This is a genomic window from Pseudomonas sp. FW300-N2A2 (genome assembly GCF_017351735.1).
Classification (GTDB): domain Bacteria; phylum Pseudomonadota; class Gammaproteobacteria; order Pseudomonadales; family Pseudomonadaceae; genus Aquipseudomonas; species Aquipseudomonas migulae.
The window spans coordinates 1-15,205 of the sequence record NZ_JACNDU010000041.1; the positions used below are offsets into that span (position 1 = coordinate 1).

General features: G+C 61.4%; 14 protein-coding genes. 8 read left to right on the plus strand and 6 right to left on the minus strand.

Going from position 1 to position 15,205, the window contains the following annotated elements:
* Nucleotides 1–274: 274 nt before the first annotated feature.
* On the plus strand, nucleotides 275–1,063 hold the full coding sequence (locus tag J4E42_RS27360; RefSeq protein WP_207286611.1) for an alpha/beta hydrolase: 789 nt from the start codon (nucleotides 275–277) through the stop codon (nucleotides 1,061–1,063).
* Nucleotides 1,064–1,072: 9 nt separating this feature from the next.
* Here the strand turns inward: J4E42_RS27360 and J4E42_RS27365 are convergent, their stop codons facing one another.
* From J4E42_RS27365 to J4E42_RS27375, 3 genes are all read right to left on the minus strand, one after another.
* A complete protein-coding gene (locus J4E42_RS27365) occupies nucleotides 1,073–1,402 on the minus strand; it encodes a hypothetical protein (protein ID WP_008041150.1) in 330 nt (109 codons plus the stop codon).
* 91 nt (nucleotides 1,403–1,493) lie between these two features.
* The gene (locus J4E42_RS27370) at nucleotides 1,494–1,814 is read right to left on the minus strand and encodes a multidrug efflux SMR transporter (RefSeq protein ID WP_008041149.1); all 321 of its coding nucleotides are present in this window, start codon (nucleotides 1,812–1,814) and stop codon (nucleotides 1,494–1,496) included.
* A 70-nt stretch (nucleotides 1,815–1,884) separates the two neighbouring features.
* The gene (locus J4E42_RS27375; protein WP_207286612.1) at nucleotides 1,885–2,340 is read right to left on the minus strand and encodes a carboxymuconolactone decarboxylase family protein; all 456 of its coding nucleotides are present in this window, start codon (nucleotides 2,338–2,340) and stop codon (nucleotides 1,885–1,887) included.
* A gap of 199 nt (nucleotides 2,341–2,539) precedes the next feature.
* On the opposite strand from J4E42_RS27375, the gene J4E42_RS27380 reads away from it, so the two are divergent.
* The 3 genes from J4E42_RS27380 (at nucleotide 2,540) to J4E42_RS27390 (ending at nucleotide 5,391) form a co-directional block, all read left to right on the plus strand.
* Entirely contained in the window at nucleotides 2,540–3,193 is a 654-nt protein-coding gene (locus J4E42_RS27380) for an FMN-dependent NADH-azoreductase (protein ID WP_207286613.1), read from the plus strand.
* Entirely contained in the window at nucleotides 3,159–4,577 is a 1,419-nt protein-coding gene (locus J4E42_RS27385; RefSeq protein WP_207286614.1) for a PLP-dependent aminotransferase family protein, read from the plus strand. Before J4E42_RS27380 ends, J4E42_RS27385 begins: the two co-directional genes overlap by 35 nt.
* A 217-nt stretch (nucleotides 4,578–4,794) precedes the next feature.
* Nucleotides 4,795–5,391: a TIGR00730 family Rossman fold protein gene (locus J4E42_RS27390; RefSeq protein WP_207286615.1), complete on the plus strand. Its 597-nt coding sequence runs from the start codon at nucleotides 4,795–4,797 to the stop codon at nucleotides 5,389–5,391.
* 15 nt (nucleotides 5,392–5,406) lie between these two features.
* On the opposite strand, the gene J4E42_RS27395 is transcribed toward J4E42_RS27390, so the two are convergent.
* The 3 genes from J4E42_RS27395 to J4E42_RS27405 form a co-directional block, all read right to left on the minus strand.
* Nucleotides 5,407–6,447, minus strand: a complete 1,041-nt coding sequence (locus tag J4E42_RS27395) for a GGDEF domain-containing protein (protein ID WP_259331731.1) — start codon at nucleotides 6,445–6,447, stop codon at nucleotides 5,407–5,409.
* Between the two features lie 560 nt (nucleotides 6,448–7,007).
* Nucleotides 7,008–8,027, minus strand: a complete 1,020-nt coding sequence (locus J4E42_RS27400) for an ABC transporter substrate-binding protein (protein ID WP_207286617.1) — start codon at nucleotides 8,025–8,027, stop codon at nucleotides 7,008–7,010.
* 49 nt (nucleotides 8,028–8,076) lie between these two features.
* The gene (locus J4E42_RS27405) at nucleotides 8,077–9,150 is read right to left on the minus strand and encodes a sigma-54-dependent Fis family transcriptional regulator (RefSeq protein WP_008028129.1); all 1,074 of its coding nucleotides are present in this window, start codon (nucleotides 9,148–9,150) and stop codon (nucleotides 8,077–8,079) included.
* Between the two features lie 797 nt (nucleotides 9,151–9,947).
* Here J4E42_RS27405 and J4E42_RS27410 point away from each other — a divergent pair.
* From J4E42_RS27410 to J4E42_RS27425, 4 genes are read left to right on the plus strand one after another with little or no spacing between them, the layout of a single operon-like run.
* A complete protein-coding gene (locus J4E42_RS27410) occupies nucleotides 9,948–11,021 on the plus strand; it encodes an ABC transporter substrate-binding protein (protein WP_207286618.1) in 1,074 nt (357 codons plus the stop codon).
* Nucleotides 11,022–11,035: 14 nt separating this feature from the next.
* Entirely contained in the window at nucleotides 11,036–12,259 is a 1,224-nt protein-coding gene (locus J4E42_RS27415) for a lipase family protein (protein ID WP_032828708.1), read from the plus strand.
* A gap of 15 nt (nucleotides 12,260–12,274) precedes the next feature.
* Nucleotides 12,275–13,483 (plus strand): LLM class flavin-dependent oxidoreductase, encoded by a 1,209-nt coding sequence (locus tag J4E42_RS27420; RefSeq protein ID WP_207286619.1) that lies wholly within the window; start codon nucleotides 12,275–12,277, stop codon nucleotides 13,481–13,483.
* 4 nt (nucleotides 13,484–13,487) lie between these two features.
* Nucleotides 13,488–15,077 carry an ABC transporter substrate-binding protein gene (locus J4E42_RS27425; RefSeq protein WP_207286620.1) on the plus strand — a complete coding sequence of 530 codons (1,590 nt, stop codon included), beginning with the start codon at nucleotides 13,488–13,490 and terminating at the stop codon, nucleotides 15,075–15,077.
* The last annotated feature ends 128 nt before the right edge of the window (nucleotides 15,078–15,205 follow it).

The window sequence follows — 15,205 nt, forward strand, 5'->3', positions numbered from 1 at the left end:
GGCCATGGATGGCCGATGGCGGCGGGCCCACGGAGCAGGACCGGAGCGAGGGCATGCCGAGCCCCAGCGAGGCACCGAACGACAGGGGCAAGAGCCCTTTGGTTACTTTGGGGCTTTTCCAAAGTGACTCGCCGTAAGGGCGAAACCATACGCAGCCGTTACCGTAGCAACGGATATGCCCCCCTCAAAACCCACACACCGGCTCACAACTCGGTCATTCAACTACACTCTGAAAGCGATCAAGCCGTCGCGGTCCTCAGACCCAGAGCAGTCAATGCCACCCACTCACGCTAACCGAATGTCGCGCACCCTGATGTATCTCATCATCATCGTTACCGCGTTGTACCTGGCGCTCTGCATCGCGCTGTTCGTGTTCCAGCGTGCCCTCATCTACTTCCCGCAACCCGCCGCACTCGGAACGCCCGAAACGCTGCTCACGCTATCGGTGGCGGACGCACAGGTGCAGGTCACCGTCAAACCGCACGACGGACCAAATGCACTGATCTATTTTGGTGGAAATGCCGAGGACGTTTCGCGCAACCTGCCCGTGTTTTCCCAGGCATTCCCCGACCATGCCCTGTACTTGCTGCACTACCGGGGCTTCGGTGGCAGCACCGGTTCACCTTCCGAAGAGGCGATTTCCCGCGATGCCCTGACCTTGTTCGACAAAGTCTACGACACCCATCCCCACATCGCCGTGGTCGGCCGCAGCCTGGGCTCGGGCGTCGCCGTGCGCCTCGCCAGTCAGCGCCCGGCCTCCCGACTGATCCTGATCACGCCCTACAACAGCCTTGAAGACCTCGCCGTCCGCCAGTACCCGATATTCCCGGTGAAGTGGCTGCTGCAGGACAAGTTCGAATCGTGGAAATACGCCGGGCACATCTCGATACCGACGCTGTTGCTCGCGGCCGGGCAGGATGAAGTCATCCCGCCCGCCAGCACGGAAAAACTCTACGGGCATTTCGCCAAAGGTGTGGCGACCCTGAAGGTTATTCCTGGCGTGGGGCACAATTCGATCTCCGACAGCCCGGAGTATCTGAAGCTGATGGAAGACGGGTTGTAGGTCACTCGGTCATTTGCGCGCCAACTTAAAGCGCACGCAATCTTCGTAGAAACTCTGGCGCAGTGCCGCGGGTTTGATCCGCGACGGGCTGTCGTAGGTTTGCTCGGTAATACCCATGGCCGTCATGCGCATCCACGGTTTGCTGAACTTGTAGGTCTGTAATTTCTGGCGAGCGGCGTACAGCGAAACGCCGGCCAGTTTGAGTTCCTGGGCTCTGGCTGCAGTGCCCGCGCCCCAGCTGCACATATACCGGTCATTGGCTTGAAGGTCTTTGGCCTGGGCGGAGACGGCGATGCCAGCCAAGCCTAACGAAATCAGCGTAATCCATACATTGCGCATTTAAAGCCAGCCCTAACCACCTGAAATTAAAGTGATTCTGTCTGTAACTTTCGGGCTTCGGGGCCAGCAAAATGCCTTATTTCAAAGCTTCTCAGTTTCCCGTGACCAGCTTGAGTCCGATAACACCACCCAGGATGACCAGGATGCACAGTATCCGCAGCAGTGTGGTGGCGTCGCCCAGCACCGCCATCCCCAGTATCGCGGTGCCCGCCGCGCCAATTCCGGTCCACACCGCGTAGGCGGTGCCGACGGGCAGGGTTCGCAGCGACAGTGAAAGCAGAAAGACACTGGACAAACCGGTCGCGGCTGCCAGCAGTCCCGGGGTCAATCGGGTAAATCCGTCTGAGCCCTTCATGAAAAACGCGAAGGCAATTTCGAGAATGCCGGCGATGCCAAGCAGTGACCAAGCCATGGTGTTAACTCCTTTGGTTAACCCGCCGAGCGTGACCACCCGGCGAGTTCTATTGATTCAAGGGGATGGTTCAGGCGTTGTTGGCAGCGGCGGGTTTCGCCCGGAACGTCACGCCGAACCGGTTGAAAGCATTCATCAGACCGATCGCGTACGTCAGGTCTGCCAGTTCCTTATCGCCGAATTCGGCAGACGCAGCGGCATAGTCGGCATCGGGAACGCCGGTTTCCGCCACGCGAGTCACCGTTTCCGCCCAGCTCAGCGCAACGAGTTCGCGGGCACTGAAGACTGAACCGGCATCACGCCATACCGGCACCAACACCAGTTTTTCTACGCTGACGCCGAGCTTGAGCAGGTCCCGGGAATGCATGTCTATACAGAAGGCGCAGCCGTTGATTTGCGACACCCGCAGATAGACCAGATCAATCAGCTCGTGGGAAAGACCGCTGTTCTGCAGGTAGACATAAACCCCGCCGAAAGCCTTGTAACCTTCAGGTGAAGCCTTGGCGTAGTCGAGACGATTACTCATGATGAGTCCTTGTGTTTGCTGGTTGAGGGACTTCATCGTGTCGTGTCTTGGCCTTGTTGATAAGGTCCATGATCGACCTTGAGTCATGGGTCATGACTCGGCAATCATGGCCCAGTGATTAACCGGATTCATGGACCTTTGGCCTGGGTCATGAGCTTCATAGAATGATTCCCTCCACACAGTTCAAACCGGGTGAATCATGAAAATCCTCCACGTTACTTGCAGCCCTCGCGGCGAAGCGTCCGAAAGCTATCGGCTGTCGAAAAACATCATTGGCTTTTTGCTGAAGGCCCATCCAGCGGCAACCGTGATCGAGCGGGTGGTCGGTGGTGACGCGCTGTCCCCTATCGACGAGCCTTACGCGATTTCCCAACAGGCGTCCGCCGATGTCACAGAGACAGGCTCTATCGCCCGATCCGAAGCGCTGATCGAGGAACTGCACAGCGCCGATATGCTGGTGATTGGTACGCCGATGCATAACTTCACCGTGCCTTCGACACTCAAGCTCTGGATCGATCACATCGCTCGGGTCCGACGCACGTTCAATGTCGGTGCGCAAGGCAAAACCAGCCTGCTGCAGGACCGCCCGGTGTATGTTGCAGTGACCTCTGGCGGCAGGTTTTCCGGAATGACCCCGCGGCAACCGGACTTTCTCACGCCGTACCTGACCGCCGTGCTGGGTATGATCGGGCTGCACGACGTGAATTTTTTCTCCGTAGAGGGAACCGCCATGGGCCCGGAGGCCGTCGCCGCCGCCAGGGACAAGGCGGGCCAGGCACTACAAGCGCATTTTTCTGCGCACGACACGGGCGAGGCCAATGACCCTTCAAATCAAAAACTTCTCACCCCTTGATCCGACCTCGTCGGAGCCGATCTACCGGCAAATCTACTGGCGGTTCCGCGGCGCGATCAGTGACGGACTGCTCGCCCCCGGCGACCGGATTCCTGCGGCCCGGGCACTGGCAAAAGAGCTTGGTCTGGCGCGGGGGACCATCGACACCGCGTATTCACTGCTGACGGCGGAGGGCTATCTGCTGTCGCGGGGTCAGGCGGGCACCGTGGTGGCGCCGGGGGTCAGCGGCAGGAAGCCTTCGGCGCGTACGGAACACCCGTTTAATGCGACCGCCAGCGCCTCGATCAGGCACAAGGCAGCGGTCCTGCCCTTTCAAATGGCCTTGCCCGCGCTGGATGCCTTTCCGCGAAAGATCTGGTCGCAGATCGGCGCACGCTGCGTGCGCGCCACGCGCATTCCCGACATGGCCAATCCGTCGGTGTTGGGGCTGGAATCGTTGCGCACGGCGATTGCCACTTACCTGCAAGTCTCACGGGGCATTACCTGCTCGCCCGCGCAAGTGTTCATCACCTCGGGATACCGCAACACACTGGCACTGATCGCTCACACGCTGCTCAAGCCCGGCGACCGTGTGCTCGTGGAAGACCCCGGCTACCTGCCGACCCGCCAGTTGCTGGCGCATCTTCAGATCAAGGTTGCCCCCGTGCCGGTGGATCAGGACGGCATGCAGGTCGCGCAAGGGGTGAGCAGCGCGATGGACGCACGAGCGGCGGTGGTCACACCGGCACATCAAAGTCCCCTGTGCGTGTCGCTGTCACTGCCGCGCCGACTGGAATTGCTTGAGTGGGCCAGCCGGCAGCAGGCCTGGATTATCGAGGACGATTACGACGGCGAATACCGCTACGTCAGCCGTCCCCTGCCCGCGCTGAAAAGCCTGGACCGTGATGGCCGGGTGCTCTACGCCGGCACGTTCAGCAAGGTACTGTTTCCGGGGATCCGCCTTTCGTACCTGGTGGTGCCGCCAGCGCAGGTCGAACGCTTCGAACACGTCAGCGAGACCTTTCTCGGCGGTTGTCTGGAACTGACCCAAGCCATCGTCGCCACGTTTATGACCGAGGGGCATTTCGCGCGCCATATCCAGCGCATGCGCAAGCTCTACGGCGAACGCCGGGAAGCGGCGGCGCGCGGACTGAAGAAAGTCCTGGGGGAACGCATCCGCATCGATCCGCAGCCGGGTGGCATGCATCTGATTCTGCGGCTGATGGAGGCACAGTCCGACCGATTGCTGGTCGAGCGCTTGTTGGCGGCAGGTCTCTACGCTGAAGCGTTGACCGATTGGCGTGTGCGTGACGAGACCGATTCCGCGCTGTTGCTCGGGTTTGCCAACATTGATTCGCAAGAGACTGCCGAGCAGTTGGGAAAACGGATTCTGGCGTTGATGTAGGGGCCAGGTTCGAGGGCCCTATCGCCGGCAAGCCGGCTCCTACAAGGGTTTTGCGTGCACCGCAAAACCCTTGTAGGAGCCAGCTTGCCGGCGAAGGCGGCCTTGAGAACAACACAAAAAACCAGTCATGGCCCAATCAAGCGGCTGACTCATGGACCTGTCCGCCTTACCCATCTCACCGCATCATCGGCCACCGACCACCACCCGGAATAATCCGATGCCCAGCTCTTCCCCACTCCACAGCATCGCTGTGTTCTGCGGCTCCAACTATGGCTTCAACCCCGACTACGTGGCAGGCGCCCAGGCCCTCGGCCGGGAAATCGCCCGACGCGGCATACGCCTGGTCTATGGCGGTACCGACAAGGGTTTAATGGGCGTGATGGCCGATGCCGTACTCGCCGAGGGCGGTGAAGTGCTCGGCATCATCACGCGCTTGCTGTTCGACCTTGGGCATCTTCATGGCAGCCTGACCGAACACGAAGTGACGCCAGACATGCGCAGCCGCAAGACGCGCATGAGCGAATCGGCGGATGCGTTCATCGCATTGCCCGGCGGGCTGGGGACGTTTGAGGAGTTGTTTGAAGCGGCAACCCTGACCCAATTGGGTGAACACCACAAAGGCGTCGCTTGCCTGAACATCGGTGGTTTTTTCAACCCGGTGCGCAGCCTGCTCGACCATGCGGTGAACGAAGGTTTCATGAAGACCGAACACAGCCAGATGCTGATGTTCAATACCGACCCGGCGGCACTGCTCGACGCGCTCGAACAGTGGCAAGCGCCCACCGTCACCAAATGGATCGGGTCGGCGGCTTGAAAGGCGTTTCAGTGCTTAGCGATGCACCTGGTTCCGCCCAGCGCGCTTGGCCTGGTAGAGCGCGTCATCGGCGCGGGTCAGGAGGCTGTCCATATTCTCGCCGGGTTGCGCGAACGCCACGCCAAAGGATGCCGTGATCGTATCGAGTACCTTGCCATCAACCCGCGCCTTGATCCGCAACGACTGGATTTTCACCCGCAGTTGCTCAGCAAAAACAGCGGCACTCGCCAGATCGGCGCAGTGTTGCAGAATCACGCAGAACTCCTCACCACCGTAACGCGCCGCCGTGGCGTGGGGTGGCAGCGAACTGCGCAACACCTGCCCGACATGCTGCAGCACTCGGTCGCCCAATGGGTGACCGTACTGATCATTGAATTGCTTGAAGTGATCGATATCCAGCATGACCAGCGCGACGCCCTGGGACTCATTGCTCAGCGCCTGCTCCAGCAAACGGGTAAACGCGGTGCGGTTGAGCAATTCGGTCAGGCCATCGAGCGTGGCCGCCAGTTGTGCACGCTCAAGCTTGCTGCGCAGGCTCTTGATCTCGCTCTGGGCGGAGTGCAGTTGGGTGAGGAACTGTTCCTGCTGACTGTGCATCAGTTGGGTGCTTTGTTGCAGCTCACTCAAAATGCCCGGCAAGCGCTCGTTGACGGGCGACTCGAGCATTTCCAGGCAACGTCCCAGACTGCTCTGGAAGTTGAGATTGCCCTCGACGCTGCGCGAAACGTCGCGCTGCATGTCGTCCACCAGATTGATCGCCTGTTGCTGCCCGGCGCGAGCCTCTTCCAGCTCGTCGCGAATGATGTAGTCGCGGAACAGCCGGGTGGCGGATTCCGGCGGGAAGCAATCGAAGTCTTTGACCACCCGGTCCAGGTGACGATTGAGTTCGGGGTCCAGACCTTTGCTGTAGGTGTACCACAGCGCGTAATGCACCGGATTGGGCGGGATGTTGTGACGAACCATCAGCGGAATGGCTTGTTTGAGCAGCGCCGCGGCCTCGCGGGAATCTTCCGGATACAGCGCAAGGGCAGTCGCACGCGTCTCTGATTGGCTCATGACATCACTGTGGTTGTTAATGATTGGCAAATGCAAAACGATGCGAGCATAACCATACGCATGACAAACGGCCATCCCCCTGTGTATTGCCGTGCCATTCGGGTTGATTCAGGTCAGTTTTATGGCCTGCATTGGCCACCGCGACGGCGTGCGTACAAGGGCTTTGCGGTGTGCAGATGCTTCGGAGCTGCGAACACGGTCTTGTAGGAGCCGGCTTGCCGGCGATGAGGCCTTCATGCGCTGCGGTGTGCCTGAGGACGCCATCGCCAGCAAGCCGGCGCCTACAATGGTTTTGTGGTGTGCAGTTGCTGCAGCGTTGCGAACACGGACTTGTAGGAGCCGGCTTGCCGGCGAATAGGCCTTCAAACCCTGCGGCGTTGCTGAGGACGCCATCGCTGGCAAGCCAGCTCCTACAGGGATTTGCGGTGTGCAGCTGCTTCGGGGCTGCGAACACGGTCTTGTAGGAGCCGGCTTGCTGGCGATAGGGCCTTCAAACGTTGCGGTGGATTTGAGGACGCCATCGCCAGCAAGCCGGCTCCTACAGTGGTTTTGTGGTGTTTTTAGCTGCCGGCATCGCCGTGTGCTTCTTCGAAGAAGTAGTCCTTCCAGCTGGCGGCCTTGTTCTTCAGCACACCCAGTTCCTGCAGTTTCTCGGCGTAGACCGCCGTGCGCTGCGGCACCACCGTGAAGTTGATCTCTGGATCGTTGACGATTTTCTCAACCAGCGGTAGGGCCAGCTTCGATTGTTCGACGCGGATGTAGGTCTGGGCGGCAGCGGATTTGTCGGCCTTGATGATTTTTTCCGCTTCGGCCAATGCGTCGTAAAACGCCTTGTAGGTTTTCGGGTTTTCGTCGTGGAATTTTTCCGTGGTGTACAGCACATTGAACGTGGCCTGGCCACCCAGCACGTCGTAGGAACTCAGCACCTTGTGCACGTTGGGGTTCTGCAATTCCTGATACTGGAACGGCGGGCTGGAGAAGTGCGCGTTGATCTCGGAACCTCCGGCGATCAATGCCGCCGTCGCATCCGGGTGGGCCAGGCTGATCGAGATGTCGTCGAATTTCTTGTAGTGGTCATTGCCGAACTGCCTGGCCGTTTCGATCTGCAAGGTGCGCGACTGGAACCCTACCCCGGCCGCAGGCACAGCAATGCGATCCTTCTCGGTGAAGTCCTTCAGGCTCTTCACATTCGGGTTGTTGGTCAGCAAATAGTTGGGCATCGAGCCCAGCGAGGCAATCGCCTTGACGTTCTGTTTGCCCTTGGTGCGATCCCAGATCGTCAGCATCGGTGGCACGCCCGCCGACACCACATCCAGCGCGCCGGCCAACAGCGCTTCGTTCATCGCCGTGGCACCGGAGATGCTGTTCCAGTCGACCTTGATATCGAGACCCTGGGCCTTGCCATGCTTCTCGATGAGTTGCTGGTCGCGGACCACATCCAGAATCAGGTAACCGATGCCGAATTGCTGGGCGATGCTGATCTTGCCTTCGGCCTGCGCGCCGGGACTGAGTAACGCACTCATCGCCGCCAGGGAGGCCGCCAGGAGGGTCAACGCTGAACGCTTGTAAGGAGTTGCCATGAAATGCTCGCTGTGAGTGGACGAATCAGAAATAAAGCGACGACGAGGACTATTCCTCCACCGCCAGTGTCTTGTTCAACTCCCCGATTTTCTCCAGCCGCGCCCGGACGATGTTGCGGCTGATGTTCAGCAGGCGTCCGGTCTGCAACTGGTTGCCGTGGCAGAACCGGTACGCCGCGCGGAAAATGGTTTCTTCGATATGTTCGTAAAGGTCCGGGATGTTCTGTTCGAACAGCGCGTTGAGGGCGGCTTCCAGGTCCACCGGGCCGGCGACGGCGTGGCTGGTTTGGCTGGCCTGTTCCTGGCGGATGCCGGAGGAACGCATGTCCACCAGGTGCAGATCCGCCGGGGCGACCCGCTGATTGCGGCACACCAGCAACGCGTGGTGAATGGAGTTCTCCAGCTCGCGGATGTTGCCTGGCCAGCTGTGCTCCAGCAGCTTGCGTTCGGCTTCGACGCTCAATGACGCACGGTTGTAGCCCAGACGCTGGCAATGTTCTTCGAGGAAAAACTCGGCCAGCGGCAGGATGTCGCCCGGTCGTTCGCGCAAGGGCGGCAGGCGAATGGTCGCGACGTGCAGACGGTAAAACAGGTCCTCGCGAAAATGCCCGGCGACGACCGCATCCGCAAGGTTGACGTTGGTTGCAGCCACCAGCCTTACGTTGATCGGGATCGGCGTGCGCGAGCCCAGGCGCACCACTTCGCGCTCCTGCAAGACCCGCAGCAGTTTGACCTGCATGTTCAACGGCAGATCACCGATTTCATCGAGAAACAGCGTGCCGCCATTGGCTGCTTCGAACCACCCGGCCTTGTTGGTCGTGGCGCCGGTGAAGGCGCCTTTTTCGTGGCCGAACAGCTCACTTTCCACCAGGGTTTCGGCAAACGCACCGCAGTTCACCGCCACGAAGGGTTCGCGTCCGCGGCGGCTCAAATTGTGGATATGCCGGGCGACCAGTTCCTTGCCGGTGCCGGTCTCGCCAATGATCAATGTGTTGGCTTCACTGGGCGCCAGGCGCTCGATGCGGCTGAGCAGTTCCTGGGAGCGCGGGTCCTTGAACACCAGGACGGTGGCCCGCACCGACTTGGTCAATTCGCGAGCGTTTGGATGAGTGATCAGCGACATGGTGCATTCCTGGCAGTAAAAGCGCGTGCTCAATAGTGCATGAAGTTGTTTAGACTAAAAAATTCTTAATTAGTATTTATATATTCCTAAAAACCATATGCAACACAACTGCTGCCAGCCTGCTGCTGGAGCAGCAATTGGCACGCACCGGCCTGCTTGCACATCAACACCCCACGCTCCCCGTCGCGCCCTCCCCTCGCCCTGAAACCCAGTCCCTGCGCGGCCTGCAGCGCGTTTTTCGCGCAGTGGCATGCAATCTGCTCTCTCCCATGTACAGCGCAAAACTTTGTAGGAGCTGGCTTGCCGGCGATGGCGTCGGCAAAAACGCCGCCAGGCTTGAAGGCCCCATCGCCAGCAAGCCGGCTCCTACAAGGATTGTGTTCACAACGCTGGAAAAGAGGTGCGCCGCAATTCCCCTGTAGGAGCCGGCTTGCTGGCGATGGCGTCGGCAAAAACGCCGCCAGGCTTGAAGGCCTCATCGCCGGCAAGCCGGCTCCTACAAGGATTGGGTTCACAACGCTGGAACGTGAGCACACCGCAAAACCCTGTAGGAGCTGGCTTGCCGGCGATGGCGTCCTCAGAAACGCCGCCAGGTTTGAAGGCCCCATCGCCAGCAAGCCGGCTCCTACAAGGATTGGGTTCACAACGCAGCAGCATCGGACACCGCAAAACCCTGTAGGAGCTGGCTTGCCGGCGATGGCGTCCTCAGAAACGCCGCATGGTTTGAAGGCCCCATCGCCGGCAAGCCGGCTCCTACAAAGACCGTGTTTCGCCAATAGCCATTTAGGGAGAGTTCAATGAAACGTTTCTGGCGCAACAGCCTGGTCGCCTTGACCGGGTTTCTGCTCAGTGCCACGGCGCTGGCCGGACAGGCACCGGCGTCGGTGAAGATCGCTATCGTCGCGTATACGCAGGGTGGCAAACCGGTATTCGGCGGGATCGCCGGGCGGGTGATCGAGGACGGTTGGCTGGAGCAGCAACTGGCGCAGCGCGGCGTGAAGCTCGACTGGATCGCCCTGCCCCACGCCGGCGCCGGGCCGCAGATCAACGAAGGCTTCAGCAACAACAGCATCGACTTTGCCGTGCGCGGCGACCTGCCTTCCGTCATTGCCGGGGCTGGCGGTGTACCGGGCAAGCTGATCGTGCCCGGTGGCAGCGGCAACAACATCTATCTGGTGGTGCCCGCCGGTTCCAGCGCCAACAGCATCGACGACCTCAAGGGTAAACGCCTGGCCCTGCATCGCGGTCGTCCGTGGGAGTTCGCGTTCAGCAACTTCCTCGCCAGCAAGGGCCTGAAGCTCGACGATTTCAAGATCGCCAACCTCAATCCGCAAGTCGGCGCCGCAGCGGTGTCCGCCGGCAAAGTCGATGCGGCCGTCTTGCTCAGCGAAGCCTATGCGCTGGAAGACAAAGGCGTCGGCAAGATCATCTGGTCGACCAAGCAAGGCGCCAACGACTGGCGTCTGGTCTCCGACCTCTGGGGCACCGACAGTTTTGTCGCGCAGCACCCGGACATTACTCAACTGCTGGCGACCGCCTGGATCAAAGCCGCCTGGTGGATCTCCCAGGAAAAAAACCAGGACGCCTACTACGAACTCTCCTCCCGCGCCGGCACCGCTGAAAGCGTGCTGCGCCGCGACGACCAGAACGATCCCGTGGCCTGGAAAGACCGCTGGGCGCCGAAAAGCGACCAGCAACTCAAGGCCCACTATCAGGCGCTGACCGCCTATGCGCTGGCCAACCACCTGATCCGCGACACCTACGACATCACCCCTTCGCTGGCCACCGGTTTCACCAACCAGGCGCTGATCGATCTGAAACTCACCGACTACTGGCCGGCCCTGCGCGGCCAGGTCAGCAACAATCCATGAATAGGGAAATCCAGATGAAACTGCCGCAACAATTCGTTTTCGGTCTGAGCGTCCTGGCGCTGTCCATGAGTGCCATGGCCGCCGGTGCCCACGCCCCCAAACCCGACCCGCAGCAAGGCGATGGCCGCGTCTCGGCGTTCTACACCTGGCAAGAGGTGATCCCGGCCACGCCAGGCAAACTGCTGCGCAGCGAGCCGCTGGAAAAAACCCTGAGCCTGCCCAACGCCGCCAGCGCGCAGCGGATTCTCTACACCTCCACCGACGGCATCGACAACAAGACGCCGATCGTGGTCTCCGGCACGTTGTTCCTGCCCAAAGGCAAGGCGCCCGCCGGTGGTTGGCCGGTCGCCAGCTGGGGGCATGGCACGGTCGGTGTGGCCGATGTGTGCGCGCCGTCCTGGCAAGGTCGCTCCTACCGTGACGTGCAATACCTCAGCCGCTGGCTGGATGAAGGTTATGCCATCGTCGCCACCGACTATCAGGGCCTCGGCGTCCCCGGCGGTCACCCGCTGCTGAACAATCGCATGGCCGCCTACGGCATTCTCGACGCGGCAAAAGCCGTGGTTGCGGGCGTTCCGGGGCTGGCCAACAAAGTGCTGATCGTCGGTCAGTCCCAGGGTGGCGCGGGCGCCTTCGCCTCGGCGGCCTATGCCCCGACCTACGCGCCGGACCTCGGTGTCAAAGGCAGCATCGGCACCGGCGTGATCTATACCGTCGGCGCGAAAAACGTCGGTGAACAGGACGTCAACAAAGTCGATGCGTCCCTCGCCTACGGCTTCTACACCCTGCTCGCGGCCCAGCAATACGACCCGAGCATCAACCCCAAGGATTTCTACACCGACAAGGCCCTGCCGCTGTTCGAACAAGCGCGCACCAGTTGCCTGGCAGCGCTGGTCAGCGATGTGGTCGGCGTCGGCCTGACCCCGGCCAATGCCAAGAAAGACTACAAGGGCGACCAGCTCGCCGCATGGCAAAAACAGGTTTCCTACCCGACGCTGAAACTGGCCCAGCCGATCTTCATCGGCACCGGCGCCGAAGACAAAACCCCGGCCGCCTCGACACAGGTCGCGCTGATGCAGGACGCCTGCAAGACCGGCTCGGTGGTTGAAGGCCATCTCTACAAAGGGCTGGGCCACAGCGAAACGGTCAACGCCTCGCTCAAGGACTCGGTGCCGTTCGCGCACAAGGTCATCAACGACCAGCCCATCACCCCGATCTGCAGCCCCAGCGTGCAGTAAGACGGAGCCTTCGACATGAGTATTGAATTCTTCACCCGCCTGCCCCTGCATGGCGAAACCCAATTCCTCCCCGGCGACCCGCGCAACCGTGGCGACTGGCACCGTGGCGGCCCGAGCACCGGCGCCGTCTCGGGGTTCAGCGTCGGCGATCACTTCACCTACATCGACTACCTCGGGCAGATCGCCAAGGCTGCCGAGATCAACGGTTTCGGCGGTGCGCTGATGGTCAACGCGCCCTCCGGCGAGGAGCCGTGGACGGTCTGCTCGCTGCTGGCCCGGGAAACCCGCACGCTGAAATTCGTCACTGCGTTCCAGCCCTACCACTACACGCCGTGGGTGGCGGTGCAGCAGGCCGCGACCTATCAACGGGCGACCGGCAACCGGCTGGTGTGGAACATCATCAACGGCGGTTCGGATGCGATTCAGCGCCAGGTCGGCGATTTCAGTGATCACGATGAACGTTATGAGCGCGCCATCGAGTTCATGGACGTGGTCAAGGGTTACTGGCACAACGAGAATTTCCACTACGAGGGCAGATTCTACAAGTCCGAGGGAGGTGGCCTGCGCGGGCCGTTGAAGAAAGCCGAGCTGCCGCTGATCTGCACCGCCGGCTCGTCGATTCCAGCCCGGGAATTCGCCGCCAAACACGCTGATTTCTACCTGATGCGCGCCGAGCACCCGAACGAGATTGCCGCGCTGATCGCCGACATTCGCGAGCGTGCACTGAAGTACGGACGCAGCGACATTCGCTTCGGTTTGTCGATTGACGTCATCACCCGCGAGACCGAGGAACTGGCCCGCACCGAAGCCAGGCGCTTCTTCGATGAAGGCATCGCCAGGGGCGCGGTCAAGGCCGTGGCCGCGCATGCCGGGCTGCGCACTGCGCGCAAACTCAGCTATGAAAACGAGTTCGCGCAGAAGACGGAAACCCAGAGTTTCGATGACTTTTTCATCCACCCGAATGTGTGGACCGGCTTCGGCTACATCGGCATTCCGCCGGGCTGCGCGCTGGTGGGCAGTTATGAAAATGTCGTGGCGCGGATTCGCGAGTACAACGCCATCGGCATCGACCTGTTCTTCCTCGCCGGTTACCCGCATCTGGAAGAAGCCTATCGCTTGGGCGAGCACATCCTGCCGCACTTTCGCGGCGAGCGCGCCGAACTGAGCCGCCCGCTGCCGGCGCCGCTGGAACTGCGTTCCGCCAACGGCCCGGCCGGAGCCTGATGCCATGAGCGAGGATCATTCATTGTTCAGTCGCCGGGATTTTCTCGGTCACAGCGCACTGCTCGGCGGCGGTTTGCTGCTCGGTGGCGGCCTGCTCGCCGGGTGTGGCCCGAGCGGCGAAAAAACGGCGGCGGCGATTGCCACTGCCGAAGATCAGCCGCGTTATGGCGGGCGCCTGCGCCTGGGGATTCTCGACGGCAACCAGAGCGGCAACCTCGATGCGCACAAACCCATCGGCAGCGGCATCGTTCGGGGCTTTGCGCTGTACAGCAAGCTGTGGGAATGGGACGAACAGATGCAGCCGCGCCTGGCCCTCGCCGAGTTCGCCGAGCCGAATGCCGACGCCAGCAGCTGGACGTTACGCCTGCGCCCCGGGCTGGAATTCCACCATGGCAAGACCATCGATGCCGATGACCTGATCTTCTCGATCCGCCGCCTCACTGACCCGCAATTGGCCTCGCCCTATGCCGCGCTGTTGCACTGGGTGGACCGCGACAACCTGGTCAAGCTTGACTCGCGCACCGTGCGCCTGAACTTCCGTGAAGGCCGCAGCTATATGCCGCTGGCGGAAACCTGGGTCAACTTCGGCGGCATCGTGCCGGTGGACTATCACCCGGTGAGCAATCCGGTGGGCGCGGGCCCCTACAAACTGAAAAGCTTCACCCCCGGCCAGCGCTCGCTGTTCACCCGCTTCGAGAACTACTACAAGGACGGCAAACCCTACGCCGACGAACTGGAAATCATCGACTTCAAGGATCAGGTTTCGCGCTTGGCGGCCCTGCGTTCCGGGCAGATCGACATGGCCAACGTGATGCCCACCGAACAGCTGGAAGTGCTGCAGCACGACCCTCGACTCAAGGTGTTGAAATCGGTGACCGGCAACTGGTTGTCGTTCGACATGAACCTCGACAAGCCACCGTTCAACGATCCACGGGTGCGCGAGGCCTTCCGCCTGCTGGCGGATCGCGAAGAACTGGTGCGCCGGGCGCTCAACGGTCAGGGCCGCGTGGCCAACGACCTGTATGCGCCGAGCGATCCGACCTTCAACCACACGCTCGGGCCGCGTCCCCACGATCCGCAGCGCGCGGCGCAATTGCTCAAGGAGGCGGGTTACGAAAACCTCGAACTGGAACTGGTGACCACGCCGGGGCCGGGGCTGACGTCGGCGTTGGTACTGGCCGAACAGGCCAAGCGCATTGGCGTCACGCTCAAGGTCAAGCAAGTGGACCTGGCCACGTTCCAGGGACCGCTGCGCACCGACTGGACCTTGAGCACCGGCGGCAGCATCGGCGCGCCGTTCCTGGCCAGTGCGATCCACACCGACGCGCCGTTTGCCGTGGCCAACAAGACGCACTTCAAGGATGCACAGTTCAGCGAGCTGTTTCTGGCGGCCATGGCCCAGCCCGATCTGGAGAAACGCAAAGCGTTGGTGCATCAGGTTCAACAGATCCAGTACGAACGCGGCGGCATGCTGATCTGGGGCTACGCCGACCTGCTCGACAGCGTGGCCAACCGCGTAGGCGGCGCGGCGGCGGAAGAGTCGCTGTTCAGCACCTGGCGGTTTGAAAAGCTCTGGTTGAAAGACACCGCCTGATCCGCACCAGCGCTGGCGATTGACACGAAACGGCCTGCCTGACACCCCGGCGAATCATGCGGCGTGGTCCACCTGATACCACGCGGACCTGTAGGAGCCAGCTTGCTGGCGATGGCGTCATAACGGCC

Excerpts from the sequence above, each read along its gene's own strand:
- J4E42_RS27420 (WP_207286619.1), top strand. The coding sequence starts at position 12,275 with ATGAGTATTGAATTCTTCACCCGCCTGCCCCTGCATGGCGAAACCCAA.
- J4E42_RS27365 (WP_008041150.1), bottom strand. The coding sequence starts at position 1,402 with ATGCGCAATGTATGGATTACGCTGATTTCGTTAGGCTTGGCTGGCATC.
- J4E42_RS27415 (WP_032828708.1), top strand. The coding sequence starts at position 11,036 with ATGAAACTGCCGCAACAATTCGTTTTCGGTCTGAGCGTCCTGGCGCTG.
- J4E42_RS27370 (WP_008041149.1), bottom strand. The coding sequence starts at position 1,814 with ATGGCTTGGTCACTGCTTGGCATCGCCGGCATTCTCGAAATTGCCTTC.
- J4E42_RS27390 (WP_207286615.1), top strand. The coding sequence starts at position 4,795 with ATGCCCAGCTCTTCCCCACTCCACAGCATCGCTGTGTTCTGCGGCTCC.
- J4E42_RS27375 (WP_207286612.1), bottom strand. The coding sequence starts at position 2,340 with ATGAGTAATCGTCTCGACTACGCCAAGGCTTCACCTGAAGGTTACAAG.
- J4E42_RS27395 (WP_259331731.1), bottom strand. The coding sequence starts at position 6,447 with ATGAGCCAATCAGAGACGCGTGCGACTGCCCTTGCGCTGTATCCGGAA.
- J4E42_RS27405 (WP_008028129.1), bottom strand. The coding sequence starts at position 9,150 with ATGTCGCTGATCACTCATCCAAACGCTCGCGAATTGACCAAGTCGGTG.
- J4E42_RS27425 (WP_207286620.1), top strand. The coding sequence starts at position 13,488 with ATGAGCGAGGATCATTCATTGTTCAGTCGCCGGGATTTTCTCGGTCAC.
- J4E42_RS27410 (WP_207286618.1), top strand. The coding sequence starts at position 9,948 with ATGAAACGTTTCTGGCGCAACAGCCTGGTCGCCTTGACCGGGTTTCTG.
- J4E42_RS27400 (WP_207286617.1), bottom strand. The coding sequence starts at position 8,027 with ATGGCAACTCCTTACAAGCGTTCAGCGTTGACCCTCCTGGCGGCCTCC.
- J4E42_RS27360 (WP_207286611.1), top strand. The coding sequence starts at position 275 with ATGCCACCCACTCACGCTAACCGAATGTCGCGCACCCTGATGTATCTC.
- J4E42_RS27385 (WP_207286614.1), top strand. The coding sequence starts at position 3,159 with ATGACCCTTCAAATCAAAAACTTCTCACCCCTTGATCCGACCTCGTCG.
- J4E42_RS27380 (WP_207286613.1), top strand. The coding sequence starts at position 2,540 with ATGAAAATCCTCCACGTTACTTGCAGCCCTCGCGGCGAAGCGTCCGAA.